General features: G+C 66.0%; 15 protein-coding genes and 1 tRNA gene. 5 read left to right on the forward strand and 11 right to left on the reverse strand.

The genetic code is table 11. The features are described 5' to 3' along the window. Positions 1 to 1182: an alkane 1-monooxygenase gene (locus tag CH266_RS22695; protein WP_052068784.1), complete on the reverse strand. Its 1182-nt coding sequence runs from the start codon at positions 1180 to 1182 to the stop codon at positions 1 to 3. 167 nt (positions 1183 to 1349) lie between these two features. Between CH266_RS22695 and CH266_RS22700 the strand changes: the two genes are divergently transcribed. Beyond that, positions 1350 to 2216 (forward strand): alpha/beta hydrolase, encoded by an 867-nt coding sequence (locus tag CH266_RS22700; protein WP_032369959.1) that lies wholly within the window; start codon positions 1350 to 1352, stop codon positions 2214 to 2216. Positions 2217 to 2246: 30 nt separating this feature from the next. After that, positions 2247 to 3095 (forward strand): patatin-like phospholipase family protein, encoded by an 849-nt coding sequence (locus tag CH266_RS22705; RefSeq protein ID WP_032369958.1) that lies wholly within the window; start codon positions 2247 to 2249, stop codon positions 3093 to 3095. Positions 3096 to 3111: 16 nt separating this feature from the next. Here CH266_RS22705 and CH266_RS22710 read toward each other — a convergent pair whose 3' ends face one another. Together CH266_RS22710 and CH266_RS22715 are read right to left on the reverse strand one after the other, a co-directional pair. Beyond that, positions 3112 to 4020, reverse strand: a complete 909-nt coding sequence (locus tag CH266_RS22710) for an amidohydrolase family protein (protein ID WP_052068783.1) — start codon at positions 4018 to 4020, stop codon at positions 3112 to 3114. Then, complete coding sequence (locus tag CH266_RS22715) at positions 4007 to 4693, reverse strand: dienelactone hydrolase family protein (protein WP_230592944.1); 687 nt, start codon at positions 4691 to 4693, stop codon at positions 4007 to 4009. Before CH266_RS22715 ends, CH266_RS22710 begins: the two co-directional genes overlap by 14 nt. A gap of 106 nt (positions 4694 to 4799) precedes the next feature. On the opposite strand from CH266_RS22715, the gene CH266_RS22720 reads away from it, so the two are divergent. Next, positions 4800 to 5777, forward strand: a complete 978-nt coding sequence (locus tag CH266_RS22720) for an NADPH:quinone oxidoreductase family protein (RefSeq protein WP_032369956.1) — start codon at positions 4800 to 4802, stop codon at positions 5775 to 5777. A 21-nt stretch (positions 5778 to 5798) separates the two neighbouring features. On the opposite strand, the gene CH266_RS22725 is transcribed toward CH266_RS22720, so the two are convergent. Continuing rightward, on the reverse strand, positions 5799 to 7154 hold the full coding sequence (locus tag CH266_RS22725) for an ABC1 kinase family protein (RefSeq protein WP_032369955.1): 1356 nt from the start codon (positions 7152 to 7154) through the stop codon (positions 5799 to 5801). Then, the gene (locus CH266_RS22730; protein ID WP_048318808.1) at positions 7151 to 7714 is read right to left on the reverse strand and encodes a TetR/AcrR family transcriptional regulator; all 564 of its coding nucleotides are present in this window, start codon (positions 7712 to 7714) and stop codon (positions 7151 to 7153) included. Before CH266_RS22730 ends, CH266_RS22725 begins: the two co-directional genes overlap by 4 nt. Before the next feature lie 103 nt (positions 7715 to 7817). Between CH266_RS22730 and CH266_RS22735 the strand changes: the two genes are divergently transcribed. Further along, complete coding sequence (locus CH266_RS22735) at positions 7818 to 8435, forward strand: DUF998 domain-containing protein (protein ID WP_032370051.1); 618 nt, start codon at positions 7818 to 7820, stop codon at positions 8433 to 8435. Here the strand turns inward: CH266_RS22735 and CH266_RS22740 are convergent. Further along, positions 8418 to 9197 (reverse strand): enoyl-CoA hydratase/isomerase family protein, encoded by a 780-nt coding sequence (locus CH266_RS22740; RefSeq protein WP_052068781.1) that lies wholly within the window; start codon positions 9195 to 9197, stop codon positions 8418 to 8420. The two genes, CH266_RS22735 and CH266_RS22740, sit on opposite strands and share 18 nt — an antisense overlap. A 72-nt stretch (positions 9198 to 9269) precedes the next feature. On the opposite strand from CH266_RS22740, the gene CH266_RS22745 reads away from it, so the two are divergent. After that, positions 9270 to 9343, forward strand: a tRNA-Met gene (locus CH266_RS22745). Between the two features lie 72 nt (positions 9344 to 9415). Here the strand turns inward: CH266_RS22745 and CH266_RS22750 are convergent. The 5 genes from CH266_RS22750 to CH266_RS22770 form a co-directional block, all read right to left on the reverse strand. Next, entirely contained in the window at positions 9416 to 10054 is a 639-nt protein-coding gene (locus CH266_RS22750; protein ID WP_032369954.1) for an LON peptidase substrate-binding domain-containing protein, read from the reverse strand. Further along, a complete protein-coding gene (locus CH266_RS22755; RefSeq protein WP_032369953.1) occupies positions 10051 to 10980 on the reverse strand; it encodes an alpha/beta fold hydrolase in 930 nt (309 codons plus the stop codon). The genes CH266_RS22750 and CH266_RS22755 overlap by 4 nt, the downstream gene beginning before the upstream one ends. A 111-nt stretch (positions 10981 to 11091) precedes the next feature. Next, entirely contained in the window at positions 11092 to 13677 is a 2586-nt protein-coding gene (locus tag CH266_RS22760; protein WP_080729180.1) for an alpha/beta fold hydrolase, read from the reverse strand. Positions 13678 to 13886: 209 nt separating this feature from the next. Next, positions 13887 to 16409 carry an ABC transporter permease gene (locus CH266_RS22765; RefSeq protein WP_032370048.1) on the reverse strand — a complete coding sequence of 841 codons (2523 nt, stop codon included), beginning with the start codon at positions 16407 to 16409 and terminating at the stop codon, positions 13887 to 13889. A 68-nt stretch (positions 16410 to 16477) separates the two neighbouring features. Beyond that, the gene (locus tag CH266_RS22770; protein WP_032367760.1) at positions 16478 to 17212 is read right to left on the reverse strand and encodes an ABC transporter ATP-binding protein; all 735 of its coding nucleotides are present in this window, start codon (positions 17210 to 17212) and stop codon (positions 16478 to 16480) included. Positions 17213 to 17238 lie beyond the last annotated feature (26 nt).

Below are 17238 nucleotides of genomic sequence, written 5' to 3' on the forward strand. Positions count from 1 at the left end.
CTACGACTGCGCCCGTGCCCCGCTCAGCTTGTCGAGGCGACGGACCGCGGTGCGATCGGTGCGGTCGACGTTGACGAGGCTCGGGTCGCCGTCGTAGAAGTCCATCAGGCGCTGATCCATCACCTTGCGCCACAAGGGCGGAACCATCGCGCAGAAGATCATCACCGCGTATCCGGCCGGGAGTTGCGGAGACTCGTCGACGGTGCGTAGTGCTTGGTAGCGGCGTACCGGATTCGCGTGATGGTCGCTGTGGCGTTGCAGGTGGTACAGAAACAGGTTGCTCCACAGGTGATCGCTGTTCCAGCTGTCGCGGTGCGAGGGCTTGGCGTAGCGACCGTCCGCACGCCTGGTGCGCATCAGGCCGTAGTGCTCGAGGTAGTTGGCCGCCTCGTACAGGACGATGGCGATGACGGCCTGAATCAGTAGGTACGGCAACACGATCCAACCGAACACTGCGATCAGTACCCCGAACAGAACGATGCTCATCGCGGCCGCGTTGAAAAGGTTGTTGCGCAGCGTCCACGGTGACGAGCCCGACCGCGCGAGTCGACGGGTTTCGAGATCCCAGGCCGAATGCAGACCGTGAAACATCGTGCGTGGCAGAAACTTCCAGAACGATTCACCGAATTTCGCCGACGCCGGATCCTCGGGGGTGGCGACGCGCAGATGGTGGCCGTGGTTGTGCTCGACGTAGAAGTGGCCGTACAGCGTCTGCGCCAGAGTGACTTTGGAAAGCCACCGCTCGACGTTCTCGCGCTTGTGCCCCAGTTCGTGCGCGGCGTTGATGCCGACGCCGCCGACGACGCCCACAGTGACGGCCAGGCCGATTCTCTCCGGTGTGCCGAGTGGGCCGTGGGCCCACAGGTAACACGCGGCCACGAGTCCGGCGTACTGCAGCGGGAGGAAGAGGTAGACGCACCACCGGTAGTACTTGTCTTTGTCGAGTGCTGCGAGAGCCTCGTCGGGTGGATTGCTGCGGTCGACGCCGGCGAACTTGTCGACCAGGGGCAGCGCGATGCCCATGATCATCAGCCCGAGTGCCCAGAATGCGCCGGGTCCGAGGAGTGTCACCAAGCCCCACGCCAGGAACGGGCTCAGCGGAATCGTCAGGCCGAGCGGCCAGAGATAACGCTTGGGATCGCGCCACGTCGGCGAGGCCCCTGCGGCGTCCTTGTCGGGCATGCGTGAACTCACTCCTGATCTTCGAGGCTGCCCACGCGGTACGAGGGGGTGCGGTGGTGGTCTGTCACAAGTACATCGCCACGCCTCTGAGGATAGTTACCTAGACGAATCTGTGGGGTTCGAGCGATGGGCCGTCGAAGGCGTCGCGGTCCTTGTACGGTGACCGAATGCAGCATGTCGAGTCGTCGTTCGCCGGGGTACACGGAACTCGCATCGTCTACGACGTCTGGACCCCGGACGTCGCCGCCGATAATTCGCCCACCGGCGTTCTGGTGCTGGCCCACGGCCTGGCGGAGCACGCAGGACGGTACCGACACGTGATCGAGCGGCTCGGCTCGCTCGGCCTCGTCGTCTACGCACCCGACCACCGCGGGCACGGGCGATCCGGTGGCAAACGAGTCTCTTTGGCGAAATGGTCGGACTTCACCGACGACCTGCACACACTGTTCTCGATCGCGGCGGAGGAGCACCCCGGCAGCCGCACCTTCCTCCTCGGACACAGCATGGGCGGTGCCATCGCACTGTCCTACGCCCTCGACCATCAGGGTGATCTGGACGCACTGATGCTGTCCGGGCCTGCGGTCAACCCGTCCGTGGGCCAGCCGAAAGCGTTGGTCGCGGTCGGTGCAGTCCTCGGCAGGTTCCTGCCGTCGCTGCCGGTGCTGAAACTCGACCCCAACGACGTCTCCCGCGACAAAGCCGTCGTCGACGCCTATGTCGCCGATCCGCTGGGCTATCACGGCAGCGTCACGGCCGGGCTCGCTGCAGCGTTGTTGCAGGAGAGTCGTACGTATCCCGCCAGATTGCCGTCGCTGACCATTCCGGTGTTGCTGCAGCACGGAACCGCAGACCGGTTGGCCGACGTCTCGGGCAGCGAGCTGATCGCCGAGCTGGCGGGATCCGAGGACCTGACCTTGAAAACCTACGACGGGCTGTTCCACGAAGTCTTCAACGAGCCGGAGCAGGAACGCGTGCTCGACGACCTGATCACGTGGTTACGTCCGCGGGTCGGCGGCGGGGCTGTAAGTTCCTGACGGGTCCAGCGGAAGAACGGGGTTACGACCATGGCCAGACGAGCGCTCGTATTGGGCGGCGGCGGTGTAGCGGGCATTGCGTGGCAGACAGGCGTCCTTCTGGGACTGGCCGAGGCCGGGGCCGATGTCAGCGACGCCGAGATGTTGCTCGGAACGTCGGCCGGTTCTTCGGTGGCTGCTCAGATCTCGAGCGGCACCCCGGTGTCGGAGTTCTTCGAGCGTCAGGCGGACGAGTCGAAGCAGGACAACGAGCCACACGCCGAGGCCACCATCGACGAGCTCGTCACCATGTTGGCCCGAGCAGCCCAGAACTCGGACGGCAGCGCGCTCGACACCCGCAGGCGCATCGGCGCCGAAGCTCTGGCGACAGCGACGATCAGCGAACGGGAACGACGAGCCATCATCGCCCGTCGACTGACGAAGCACTCGTGGCCCGACCGTGATCTGCGGATCGTCACCGTGGACGCCCTGACGGGGCGCCATCGAGTACTGGACCGGGGATCGGGCGTCGAGCTCATCGACGCCGTGGCCGCGAGTTGCGCTATCCCGGGCATGTGGCCGCCGGTGACGATCGGCGATCACCGCTACGTCGACGGCGGTATCCGTGCGAGCGAGAACGCCGATCTGGCGGTGGGTTTCGAGAAGGTGCTGGTGCTCAAGGTCGGCGCACTCGACCTGGAAGGCGACCCCTTCGAGGTCGAACGGGGAAAATTGGTCAAGGGCGGCTCGAAGGTGGAAGTGATCGTTCCCGACGCGGCTTCGTCGGCTGCGATCGGACCCGACCCCACCGACATCGCCGTGCGCGCAGCGGCGGCAACAGCGGGCCGGGCGCAGGGCACCGCCATCGCCGAGCGTATCGCCGAATTCTGGGTGGGCTGAGACCCGCGAACGGGACTCAGCCGAACAGGGCCGCGCCGTTGCTCCAGCACACGGCGCGGACCCACTCGTCACCGAGTCCGAGACGGCTCACCGCCTGCAGCGAGTCCAGGTAGGGGTACGGGATGTTCGGGAAGTCGCTCCCGAACAGAATGCGATCCTGTAGGTCCAACAGCCGCGGCATCTCGTGCCGGGGAAACGGCGCAGCGGCTTCGGAGAAATCCGTGAAGGCCATGGTGGTGTCCAGACGTACGTTCTCGTATCGATCGGCCAGATCGAGAAAGTCGACGTACTCGGGCATGCCCATGTGCGCGACGATCAGCGGTAGCGTCGGAAACCGCTGCAGCAGAGCGGCGATCGGCTCGGGGCCGGTATACGAGCCGGGTGCCGGTCCGGAGCCGCAGTGGATGACCACCGGAATCTGCGCATCCGAAATGGTGCCCCAGACGCCGTCGAGCAGCGGGTCGTTGGGCGAATAGTTCCCGACCTGAATGTGCGACTTGAAGATTCGGGTTCCGTTCGTCACCGCCTGCTCGACGTACTGCGTTGCTCCGTCCTCGGGATAGAACGTGGCAGTCTGCAGGCAATCGGGGGTGCGAGCCGCGAAGTCGGCGCCCCAGGAGTTCAGCCAGGCCGCCATCGCAGGTTTGTGCGGGTAGATCATCGACGTGAATCGCTGCACGCCGAACCCTCGAATCACCTGCAGCCGCCGGTCTTCGGCGAAGCGGTACGAGATGGGCCAGACGCTGCCCGTCAGCGGGCCTGCGCTGTCGAAGTAGCTCCATACCTTGTCCATCACGTTCTTCGGCATGAAGTGCGTGTGGACGTCGAACAGACCGGGCAACGCCAGCTCGGTCCAGAACGCGACGATGCGTTCGGTCTCCTCCGCGAGTTCGGCGTCGGAGCGAGGGTGCTCAGCGTGCGACATGCGCGTCGAACCACTCGAGGGTCTTGGTCCACGCGTCGCCTGCGGCTGCGGCATCGAACACGGCAGGGCGGTCGTCGCAGTGAAAGCCGTGCTTGCCGTGGGGGTATCGGGTGATCTCGGTGCCGACCGGTGCCGTGGCGGTGACCTCCCGCAGTGTCTCGACGTCCTGGAACGGAATGCCCTCGTCCAGATCTCCGAAGAAGCCGTGCCACGGTGTCTGGAGGGCGTCGCCCACCGAGGCCATCGCGGGAAAACCGAAGCGGCCCTTCGTGATTCCGCCACCGTAGAACGTGGCGGCCGCACCGAGTTGCCGTCGAACCGCGGTGTGGAAGGCCACGGTCCCGCCCATACAGAAGCCGACGATCGCGATGGACGAGGGCTCGAACCCCAGTTCGGCCAGCGCACTCGCCGCCGCGTCCACGTCGGAGTCCACCTCATCCGCCTCGAGTTTCCCGATGGCCGCCATGGCGGAATCCATATCCGAGTAGTCGAGCACGCTCACACCTTCCTGCCGGTGGAACAGATGCGGAGCCACGGCTACCCAGCCTGCGGCCGCGACCCGGTTGCAGACGTCGACGATGTGGTCGGTGACCCCGAAGGCTTCTTGGATGACGATGACGCCGCCGCGGGCGGTGCCGTCGGGCGAGACGACGGTGAGGGGAGTGGTGTTCACCCCTCGATTGGAGCACATCACCAGGAGTGGATGCCGGTAGCGGCGGTGAGTACGGCAGTTTTGTACCGTGGCAGGCAGGGAACGATCCCGACCGAGAGGACACTTCATGCGCGCGGTACAGATCTCCAGTCTCGATGGACCCGATTCGGTGACCGTTGCCGATATCGACGAACCCACCGCGCGTGATGGGTCGGTGGTCATCGAGGTCAGGGCCGCGGGCGTCGCGTTCCCCGACGCGTTGCTCACCCGTGGGCTGTACCAGTACAAGCCCGAGTTGCCGTTCGTTCCGGGCAGCGAGATCGCCGGCATCGTGCGGTCGGCTCCGGCGGATTCCGGCTTCTCGGCCGGAGACCGCGTGGCAGCGTTGACGGGGCTCAGCGACGGTATGGCAGAAGTCGCCGTCGTCTCGCCCGACACTGTGTTCGCATTGCCCGAGTCCGTGTCGCTCACTGCGGGTGCCGGCTTGCTGTTCAACGATCTGACGGTGCACTTCGCGTTGCGCGAGCGCGGCCGGTTGGCGCAGGGCGAGACGGTGTTGGTGCACGGCGCGGCGGGCGGGATCGGAACCTCCGCTCTGCGAATGGCTCCGGTGCTCGGGGCAGCACGGGTGATCGCAGTGGTGAGCTCGGCAGCCAAGGCCGACATCGCGCGAGCCGCCGGGGCCACCGACGTCGTACTGGTCGACGGCTGGAAGGACGCGGTCAAGGAGCTGACCGGCGGCCGTGGCGTCGACGTGGTCGTCGATCCGGTGGGCGGTGACCGGTTCACCGACAGCATCCGTTCGCTCGCGCCGTCGGGCCGAATCCTGGTGCTGGGCTTCACCGGTGGCGAGATCCCGACCGTCAAGGTCAACCGGTTGCTGCTCAACAACGTCGATGTCGTCGGCGTCGGCTGGGGTGCATGGTGGATGACGCGCCCGGGCTACCTGGCCACTCAGTGGGCCGAGATCGAGCCACTGCTCGCGGACGGTTCGCTCGTGGCTCCCGAGCCGTCCGTCTTCCCCGTCTCCGACGCGGCAGCAGCGATCGCCTCGCTCGAAAACCGAACGGCAGCAGGGAAAGTGGTTCTCGACTTCAGTCTGTGATCGGGTGCGCGGGCTGCCGGATCACTCCGGTAGCTCGATGCCCCGTGCCTCGGACAGCGCCGCGATCTCGGCGGGAAAGACGTTCTTGAACACGAACGGGTCGGTGCCCAACGCCCAGTTCGGTGCGAGTTCGATGGCATACCTCTCGAAGTAGCCGAGCTGCTTGGCCACCAGGATCAGCTCCTCGGGGCTCGACGTCTTGTACTGCTTGCCCATGCCGACCAACGCCCGGATGAAGTCCGCCAGGCTGAAGTGGGCGAGGGTGGCCGAGAGCATCGGCGCGAACACCGACTGCAGAATCGCGCCGACTTCGGCGTCCGAACCCATCTGCGGGGCAACGATTCCCAGACGTTTGACGGTACCGGCGAGGCGGGTGAAGTCGCCGTCGATCACCGTGGCGTGGAAGAGGTCGAGCAACAACGCGCGCCACTGCTCGTCCACCTCGCCCATGACGCCGAAGTCGAGAAAGGCCACTCTGCCGTCGTCGAGCACCCAGACGTTTCCCGCGTGCACGTCGCCGTGGAACAGGCCGTGCAGTACCAGGGCCTCCATCCAGACCTTGGCGGCACGGCGGACGATCAGCTCCGATTGCTCACCGGGCCGGTACCGGTCCAGCGGCGAGCCGTGCATGCGTTCCATGCAGATCACGCGTCCACCGCAGTAGTCGAGAAACACCTCGGGTGCGGTGACGTGCTTGTTGTCGCCGAATGCCCCGATTGCACTGCGAAAGCTGTGCTGTCGCTTGGCTTCCACTGCGCTGTCGAGTTCTGCGAACGTCGCGGCGTGCAGGTCGACGATGATGGCCGACGCGTTGGCCGTGGCGAAGAACGGAATGAACTTCTCGAGACCGCGCGCGATGAGATATGCGATTCGCAGGTCGATCTTCATGCGATGGTAGATGCCTCGCCGCTGCACCTTCATGACCACTTCGCGGCCGTCGTCGCGGCGCACGCACAGGTGTACCTGGGCGACCGACGCCGACGAGAGAGGTACGTCGTCGAACGAGGAGAACAACTCCTCGACGCTCCGGCCCAGGTCTGCCTCGATCACCGCGCGGGCCTGCGACCCGGGAAACGGCGGCACCTCGTCCAGGCATCGCAGACAGGTGTCGGCGAGGACCTTGGGAAACAGTCCGGGCGACGAACCCATCAGTTGCCCCACCTTGACGAAGGTGGGGCCGAGCACGAAGAACGCGTCGACGACGGCTTTGGAGGCGTGAACCGGCCAGCCGCGCCGCGGCGCACGAACCCAGCGGCCGACTGCGATGAACTGAAAGTACGTCAGCACCGATCCGATCACGATCAGTCGCAACAACTCTCGTATCCCGAAGGTCTTCAGCTCGGGTGCCGGCTTCGGCGTCGTGTCGTCAGGTGTCATGCGTGCACTCCCGCCGACACGCGTGCGGCCGAGGCTTCGAGTCGGGCCAGCACCCGGTCGAATCGTGTGGCATCGTCGAAAGCCCTCGCCAGCACCAACGCCCCCTGGATCCCGGCGACGATCTCTTCGGCCAGTTCGGCCGCCGCGTCGCCGTGTCCGAGCCGCTGCAGCACCGGAGTGAGTGCCTCGATCCACTGGGTGAAATGCGCGGCGACACGGCTGGAGAAGGTGGCACGCTCGAGCCCGAGCGTGAACGCGCCGAACAGGCACACCAGGCGATTGGATCGAAAATAGCGGGCGGTCTGCTCGAACATGTCGTGGGTCGTCGACGCCGCGTCGTCTCCGTGCCGCAGCGGCTCGAAGACGTTGTGGTGGAACCACAGCTCGACGTCGTCGAGGACTGCCTCGGCCATTTCCTGCTTTCCCCGCGGAAAGTAGTGGTAGAGACTGCCTTTGCCGAGTCCGGTGCATCTGCTGATGACCGCGAGGGACGACCCGTCGAACCCGTGGTCGCGGAACACTCCTGCGAGTATCGGCACCACGTCGTGGCGATCGCTCATGAGCCGGTACTGTACCAATCGGTACAAGCCCGGTGCATCGGGGTCGCCGGGAGTGGAGCCTGCAGAATGACCCATCGGGTATCGGGCAGTGAATACTGCAGTGGTGAAGCGATCGACAGTTCTGGCCGCCGCGGCGTTCGTCGTCGGTGGGTGTACCTACCTCGCTGCCGAAGCGATTTCGGCGCTGGGCTGGACCGACCGACCGTACAGCTACGCGCGCAACAACATCAGTGACCTCGGCATCCCAGATCTGTCGCCGCTGCATACGGTGATGAATGCCGGCTTCGTGGTCGACGGCACGCTGTTCGTTCTTGCCGGCCTCGGATTGTCGGTGTTGTTCGAGGGGCGAGCGCGCTGGATCGTGCTGGGCACGTCGGTCGTGCACGGCGTCGGCAGCATCGTGGTCGGGCTCGCGCATGCTTCGGTCGACGGAGCATCGACTCCGCATGCAGCGGGCGCGGGTATGGCGATCATCGGTGGAAACCTGGTGCTCCTGGCTGCAGGCCGGTACGGCGGACGCGTCGGCGCACCTCGGTGGTACACGGCGGCCAGCGCCGTCGCCGGTGTCGCGGGGCTGGCCGGTTTCGCATTGTTTCTCGCCGATACCGGCATCCTCGGCGGTGGAGCGTTCGAGCGGATTTCCGTCTACACCATCATCGGATGGGAGATCGTCACCGGTGCAGCACTTCTCGCGCGGGCCCGGCTATCGAAAGTTCGGTGATTCCTTGGCGAGGAAGGCCCGTACGCCCTCTCGGCCGTCGGCCGACTCGAAAGCTTCCTCGAACACCGGCAGTGCGCGTCGTGCCGGTTCGTGTGGTGACTGCCCGAACGTGAGCGCGAGAGCGCGTTTGTTCGCGTGCACGGCCGAGCGGGACTTGGCGGCCAGCACGTGTGCCAGGTCCAGTGCCACCGACAAGGACCCACCGCGGGGAGCCACTCGATTGATCAGACCCCACTCCAGTGCGGTTTCGGCAGAGATGGGCTCGCCGAGCAAGACGAGTTCGGCTGCGCGCGACTGACCCACGCGCCGTAATGCACGCATGGTGCCGCCACTGCTGGGGACGAGCCCCAGATCGATCTCGGGCAAGCCGAGGCGGGCACCCGCGTCGGCGACGACGAGATCGCAGCACAGCGCCATCTCGAGCCCACCGCCCAGGGCGAACCCGTCGATGGCTGCGACCGTCGGGAGCGGTAGGTCGGCCAGTAATTCGAGGGTCGCGTTCTCGACATTGCTCTTGCGTTCGAGGACGTCGCCTGCCGCCTGCATCGCGGGCATTTCGGAGATGTCCGAACCGGCACTGAACACCCGGTCGCCGGTGAGCACGACGGCCCGGACGGAGGAGTTCTCGGCCAGCTCGCGAAACATCGCCCGCAGACGTCGCGTCGCAGACTGGGTCAAGGCGTTCACCGGAGGGTTGCTCAGCGTGATCTGTACGACCGCCTGGTGTGGAAAAGACAGGACGGGTGACGACTCGGTGGGCATGAAAGAACCGTAGAGCGTTGACCTGGCGATTGGGAGTCTGCCACGACGGCATGTACCGTGGGTATCACCCGACGCGGGGTGGAGCAGCTCGGTAGCTCGCTGGGCTCATAACCCAGAGGTCGCAGGTTCAAATCCTGTCCCCGCTACTACGAAGATCAGGCCCGGCACCGATGGTGCCGGGCCTGATTTCTTTTCTGGGTTCGCCGGGCTGGCTCCGGTCAGGGCTGAAGTCTGAATTGCACGACGGCCGTGACGTTTTCGATCGCGTCGTCGAGTGCCTTCAAGCGCGACGGGGCGTCCGGTGCCGACAGGATGTCGAGTCGGTCGGACTGGCCCATCGGGATCAACGAGGCCAGCGACCACATCTTCTCGGCCGCCGAAATCGGGAGGCTCAGAAAATCCGGAACGCCCGGCGTCACGATGTCCCCGGAGGATTCGAGCCGACCGATCAGTTCGTACAGATCCTCGACCTTGGCCCAGGTAGCGGCGAATTGCGTGTCGGCGATGACGGCATCGACGTCTGCGTCGGGCCATGCGCGGACGTCGGCCAGTGGGTAGGGGTCGTCCGGGAGCCACGCGTCGATGCGGATCCGTTCGCCGCCGACGCACTCGAGTAGATACCTGCCGTCTCCGATGGCCTCGTGACCGATGATGTGGGCAATCGTCGCCACATCGTGTCGGACGTCGCCGCCGCCTGCCTCGTGCCCCCGGGCAATGAGAACGACGCCGAAACGGGGATCGTCCATCTTCAGACAGTCCTGTACCAGTGCCTGGTATCGAGGCTCGAAGATGTGCAACGGGAGACGTTCGCCCGGCAGCAACACGCTGCCGAGCGGGAACATCGGGATGACGCTCACGGGCGCTGCAGCGGCATGGCTGCCGGGGTGATCTCCGTCGGCGCGCCGGTGTCCGCGTCGCTCGAGTCGGTGTGGTTGGCGGCCAAGAACTCGTCCAGCAGCCGGAAGAGGAAGTCCGGCTCGTCGAGCTGCGGGAAGTGGCCGGCGTCGGGAAAGATCTCGACGCGACTGTTGGGTACCTCGCGTCGGATGTTGTCCGCATGCTTGGCGGGAATCATGCGGTCCTTGCCGCCCCAGATCAGCAGCGAGGGAATGGACTCGAACTTCTCGAAATGTTGCTTGGCACTGACGGTTTGGCCGCGAGGACCCACGACGGCCCGCGTCGACGCCAGAAATGCCTCCCGCGTCGATCGGTCTGCGACCGATCGGAACGAGCGCCACGTCTCGGCCATGCTGGGGCCGGGCTCTACCGGAACCCCCCACTTGCCCAGTCGAGCCAGCACACCTTCGGTGTTCCTGCGGAACCAATCCGAGGCCAACATCGGAAGCACCAGTTCGCTGCCGGGTAGCGTCGCGGCTTTGAGTAGCAAGCTGACCTCCGGGCCGAGCCCGCCGCTGCTGACCAGCACGAGGCGATCGACCCGTTCGGGAAAGAGGTACGTCATCTGCATGACGATGCCGCCGCCGAGCGAGTGGCCGACCAGTGGTGCCGAGTCGATGTTCAGGTACTCCATCAGGTCGCGGATGGTGGCCGCGTGCGAACTGAGCGAATAGTCGCCGGACGGTTTGTCGGAGTCACCGTGCCCGAACAGGTCGGGTGCGATGACCCGATACCGGTCCGACAGTCGCTCGATCTGCGGGCCCCAGGACTTGTGCGATCCGAGCAGCCCGTGGACGAGAATCACGGGCGGCCCGTCGCCGATATCGACGTACCGCAAGACGTCCTTGTGTAGTTCCACCGACTGCAGTTCGTACGATGCGCTCATGGTCGACCTCCCTGTCTCGGTTCGGGCCGGTGGCTCGGCTAATTAGCCGTCCGGCACAAACGTACAAGCTGTGCCGCCACCGCGACAGGCCGTCGCGGGTGATATTCCCAGTCAGCGCGCGTTGTCGACGGTGTCGTCGATGATGTCGGCCAGTTCCTTCGCCATCGGTCCGCGCAACATGTTCGCGTGGTGGCCGGTGATATCGACGAATGTCAGCTCGCCGTGAGCGACTGCTCGCCACGACCGGAGGTCCTTGACGTTCTCGGTGGTGCGAACCACAGTCATCGACCCCGACCACGGAGTCGGCACATGCTTGTTCAACGCCACGTACCCGATGCTGGCGAACACCAACCATTCCATGGTCGTCGGATACCGCAACAGCCCAGCGAATTGCATACGCAGCCACAGCGCAGCCGTACCGGCACGGCCCAGATGGAAGCCGGCGTCTTCTCTGGTCGGTGCGGGCGGCGCTGCCGGGACAGACGTACCCCCGGGAAGCCGGTCCAGGAGATGACGGAACAGCCGGGTGTCGAGAAGTAGCAGATGCGGGGTACCGACGCCGGAATCTCTGATCTTCTCTGCCATCGCGATGGCGATCCAGCCGCCGAGCGAGTGGCCGACAAGATGGAACGGGCCGTCGGGGGCCACCGTCCGGATCGCGTCGACATACCGTGCCGCAGTGGCTCTGATGGTCCGGTCCGGTCGCCCGCGTGTGCCTCGGCCGTGTGCCTGCAGGGCATAGACGGGACGGTCTGCGTCGAGGTGCTTGACCAGATCGAGAAACGCCATCGCGCCCACGCCGGCACCACCGATCAGGAAGATCGGAGCTCCGGTACCCCCGGTGCGCAGCGGGACCAGAACGTCGTGGACACCGGACGAGCTCCGACGTGCGGCGGCGGTGTCGCGAAGCCGAGCGTCGACGGTGGTCGCCAGCGTTCGCACGGTGGTCGACGCGAACACGTCCTGCGGATCGAGGTCGATCTTCAGGTTCTCGCGCAAGTGGGCGAGCATCGCCGTCATGGTCAGCGAGTTGCCACCGAGTTCGAGGAAATCCTCGTCCCGCCCGATGGCGTCCAGTCCGAGTGCAGTGCGAGCGGCCTCCGCGACGATGTATTCGGTGGGGCCGACCGCGGTGCGTTCGACGCGTCGGTCGGACGGCTCGGGCAGTGCTCTGCGGTCGATCTTGCCGCGTTCGTTGCGGGGCATGGCGTCGAGCGCGACGAGGTGGGTGGGCACCATCCATTCCGGCAGGGTTCGGCGCAGGGCGGCCCTGATGTCGGCCTGGCTCGCCCGGACGGTGCGGTCGGAGCAGATGTACGCGACGAGGTCGGTATCGGTGCCGGATCTCCTGCCGATCACCACGGCATCGTCGATGTTCGGCAGCGCGCGCAGTGCTGCCTCCACCTCGGCCGGTTCGACGAGGTAGCCGCGTACCTTGACTGCGTCGTCGATGCGCCCGGCGAGCTGCAATGTTCCGTCCTGATCGAACCGGCCCAGGTCGCCGGTGCGGTAGCGGAACAGGCCGTCGCCGAGGGCGGCGAATTTCTCCGAGTCCACGCCGACATCCTCGAGATAGCCGTCGGCCAGGCACGCCGACGTGACGCGCACCTCGCCGATGACGTCGGGTTCGCACGGGGAGCCGTCAGCAGCAACGACCTCGACGAGCTTTCCTGCGACGGGAGTGCCCGCGGGCAGAAAGCCGGACGGTAGCGCACGGTCGAGGGGGTACTCGCTGAACGCGACGGCCCCGGCCTCGGTGGTCGCGTACCAATTGACGAGTGTGGCGCGGTTGTCGGAAGCCAGGCGGAAGCGGCGCGCGTCGTCGGCGTGCAGAGATTCTCCGTACGTGGTGACGACGCGCAGCGTGGGTACGGTGACCTGGCCCGCGACGGCGCGCAGCAGCGACGACGAGCAGTGCAACGTGGTCAGCGAGTGCTCCGATACCCACTCTGCGATGCTGCCGACCGTGCCGGATCGAGGGTCACGGCAATGAACGGTGGCACCGCTGAGCAGCCCGGCGAACAGAGTGTTCAGGCCCGCGCCGAAACTGACGGGAAGGGCATCGCCGACGCGATCGTGGGTGCCCAACCCCAGCGCGGTCGACACCTCGTACGCCTTGGTCAGGCACATGCGATGACTGAGTACGACGCCTTTGGGCGTACCGGTGGATCCGGACGTGTAGTTGATCACCGCGGTGTGGCCGCCCGAGACCGTCGGCAGCGGTACGCAGGAATCGACCGCTGCGTCGACGGTCGCCGAATCGAGGGTCGAGGCCTTGGCCTGTTCGACGATGCGGTCGCGGCGCTCGTGGGGGAGTTGCGGATCCAGCGGAACCAATGGATGGCCTGCGGCGATGACGGCCAGCATCAGCACGATCGAGTCGACCGACGCGTCCGCCTCGACGGCGACGGGGCGATGATCGGACGGGCGCAGGGCAGCAATCTTGCGGGCCTGCGAGTACACGCGATGCAGCAGCTGGTCGAAAGTCAGTGACGTCCCCGCCGCGTGCAACGCGGCCGCATCCGGCATGGCGTGGGCTACCTCGCGGTAGCGCGCCATCAGCGTGTCGCGGCCGTCGGGACGACACAGCGGGGCGAGCGCGGATCGTGCCGGTACAGGTCCCGTCGACACAGCTCGGCTCGACACGGATACCGTCGGCACAGATCGGGTCGGCGCGTACGCGTCCTGAATCGTCATGATTCTCCTTGCACGAGCCCGACCCGCGAGGTAAAGGTTCGTTTGCGGTACACAAACCTACTTGAAGACTGTTTTACCACCCCTAAAGTAGACGCGGGCCGTCTTTCCGCGCAAGCCGAAAACCGGACATTTCGTAACGAACGGGTGTCGTTACGAAATGCCCGGTGTCGGGGCGACCCTGATCAGAGGTCGGCTATCGCCGACCCCGATCAGAGGTCGGCTATCGCCTCCAGCGGTTTGGTGCGCGCGGCCCGAACGGCAGGCCACAGAGCAGCCAGCACTCCGACCACCGCGGACCCGAGAAGCATTGCGACGACCTGCCCCCAGGGCACCGTCATGGCACCCAGGCCCTCGTCGCGCAGGGTCTGGACGAAGCCCCACCCGAAGGCGATGCCGAGGGCGACGCCGACGATGGCACCGAACAGGGCGATGAGCAGCGACTCGAGGTAGATGATGCGCCGCACCTGCGGTCGCTGCATTCCTATCGCCCTGAGCATGCCGATCTCGCGTCGACGTTCGACGACCGACAGCGCGAGGGTGTTGACGATGCCCAGCACCGCGATGACCACGGCCAGGGCGAGCAGTCCGTACAGCACCGCGAGCAGTGTGTCGATCTGCTGGCCTTGGCTGCCCTTGAATTCTTCGACGTCCTGTACCTGCACCACCACGGACGGTTTGGTCGCAGCCTCGAGGTCGGTGCGCAGCGTACCGAGGTCGGTTCCGGGCGCGGCTTTGACGAGGACCAGCAGATCCGACCGCGTGATGGACGGCGTCACCTTCTCGTAGATGTCGCCCGAGACGATCCAACTGCCGATCAGTGGGTTGTCGGTGAACACACCGGTGACGGTGACGGGAACCGAAGCTCCGTCGACGGAGTCGAACACGACCTGGGTGCCGATGTCCCAGCCCTTGGTGGACGCTTCGGTCTCGGACACCGAGAAGCCGTTGCTCTCGAGGTCTGCGGTGCCCCGAACCATGGACAGGTCGAGCAGCCCTTCCGGGGAGCCGTCGATGGCAGCGCCGAATTCTTCTTCTCCGGCGATCGTGACGAACACCGGATGCAGCACAGCGGTTCGTTCCACCCCGTCGACCTGTTGTGCGGCCGCCGTGGCTCCGGCCGGGACACCGATCGACTGTGGACCGGACAGGATGTAGTCGGCTTCGACGCCGGTGTCGACGAGTGAATCGACACTCGCCTTCGCCGTCGACCCGAGTACCCCGATGACGGTGACGAGCATGAGGCCGAGCATCAACGCGAATGCGGTGGCTGCCGTGCGGCGCGGATTGCGCACCGAGTTGGTTCTGGCCAAGCGACCGATCGCACCGAACGGCCGGGTGAGGACGGCCCCGAGCGCTCCCACGACGGGCCGTGACAACGACGGTGCGGCCAGGGCCGTGGCCACGATCGCCGCCACCGCGCCGACGCCGACGGTTGCTGCGGCAGCGCCGCCGGTCGACTGAGCGCCGATGACTATCGCTGCCGCTCCGGCAATACCCAGTCCGACGCCGATGAACGTCCGGGTTCGCAGGGTGTCGCCGGCGGACGCGAACTCCTCGCGCATTGCGGCCACCGGTGGAATCTTGGCTGCTCGCCGCGCCGGTGCGTAGGCGCTGAGGACGGTGACGATGATGCCCACCGCGAAGGCGACGACGACGGTGCGTGGTTCGAGGGCGAGTGGGCCCGACGGCAACCCGAGGTCGAAGGCATTGAGCAGAGCGCGCAATCCGTACGCCAGTCCGACGCCGCCGGCGAACCCCAGCACACTTCCGATGACGCCGACGACGACCGCTTCGAGTACGACCGAGCGACTGACCTGCCCACGGCTGGCTCCGATGGCGCGAAGCAGCGCCAGTTCGCGTACCCGCTGAGCGACGATCATCGAGAACGTGTTGTAGATGATGAACGTGCCGACGAGCAGTGCAATAGCGCCGAACGCGAGGAGGAAGTACGTGATGAACGACAGTGCCGACTCGACCTCGGCCTTGGTTTCGGCCTGGACGTCGGCAGCGGTCTGCACTTTCAGATCCGGGAACGCGGCGGCGATCTCGTCCCTGAGGTCGCTCTGCGTCTTGCCCTGTGCGGCGAGATCGTTGCCCGCGACGTCGATGTACTGCACGTGCGCACCGTCGGTGAACAACTCGTTCGCCTGGCTCTGCACAAACTGAACCCCGATGAAACCACCGGATTCTGTTGCAGTGGAATAGATTCCGGAGATCGTGATGTCGGTGATCCCCTTGGACGGCACGAGTACCTGGGTCGCGTCGCCCACCGTCAGGCCCGCTCGATCGGCACCACCTGCGTTGATCGCGACCTGGCCGGGCGCGGTGGGGGCCGAGCCGGAGACGAATGTCGCCGGATCGCCGAGCCGCTGCTCGTCCGGCAGGTAGGACTCGCCGATCGTCGGTGCTCCGCCGGATTGCACTGCGGCACCGTCTTTACCCAGCAGAACGAGTTGTCCTCCTACATACGGAGAGACAGCACGCACGCCGGGAAGCGCCGAGATGGCGGCGATGTCCTCGTTGGGTACTCCGCTCGATCGCGCATCCTCGGGGGCGACTCGAACGTCGGCTCCCTGTGCGGTGTCGGCGAACAGTGACGAGAACGTGCGCTGCAGCGTGTCGGTGAAGACGAACGAGCCTGCGACGAACGCGGTTCCGAGTACGACGGACAGAACTGTCAGTGCCAGCCGAACCTTGTGGGCGGCAAGGTTTCGCAGCGACACCTTACGCATGGGGTTGCCCGACGCGGCCCGCGTCGGGGCCTTGTCGGGATTCGATTTCTTGGCGACCGAGTGCGACATCAGTGGACCGTTTCCAGCTTCTTCATGCGCTCGAGGACGGCGTCGGCGGTGGGCGATGCCAGTTGATCGATGACAGCTCCGTCGGCCAGGAACACGACGCGGTCGGCGTAACTGGCCGCTCGTGGGTCGTGGGTGACGATGACGACGGTCTGATCGAATTCGTCTGCGGCCGTGCGCAGAATCGACAGCACCTCACCGGACGAGCGGGAGTCCAGGTTGCCCGTCGGCTCGTCGCCGAACACGATGTCGGGTCGACCGGCCAGTGCACGAGCGCACGCCACGCGCTGTTGCTGCCCACCCGAGAGTTCGCTCGGGCGATGGCCCAGGCGGTCGCGCAGGCCCAGTCGGTCGACGACGGTATCGAGCCAGCCCTGATCCGGGGTGCGTCCGGCGATGTCGAGCGGCAGAGTGATGTTCTCGAGCGCGGTCAGGGTGGGCACCAAATTGAAGGCCTGGAACACGAAACCGATTCGGTCCCTTCGTAACCCGGTCATCTCCTTGTCGGACAGCGCCGTCAGCTCGGTGTCACCGATCGTGACCGTGCCCGAGGACGCGGTGTCCAACCCGGCCAGGCAATGCATCAGTGTGGATTTGCCCGAGCCGGACGGGCCCATGATGGCGGTGAATTCTCCGCGGGCGAACTCGACGTTCACCCCGGACAGTGCGTGCACCTGGGTGTCGCCAGAACCGTAGACCTTCGATACGTCGACCGCACGTGCGGCAATGTCGCTCATGGGTGCCAGTGTTTCAGTGTTCGGGC

It is taken from the genome of Rhodococcus sp. 06-1474-1B (genome assembly GCF_002258885.1).
In the GTDB taxonomy this organism is placed as follows: domain Bacteria; phylum Actinomycetota; class Actinomycetes; order Mycobacteriales; family Mycobacteriaceae; genus Rhodococcoides; species Rhodococcoides fascians.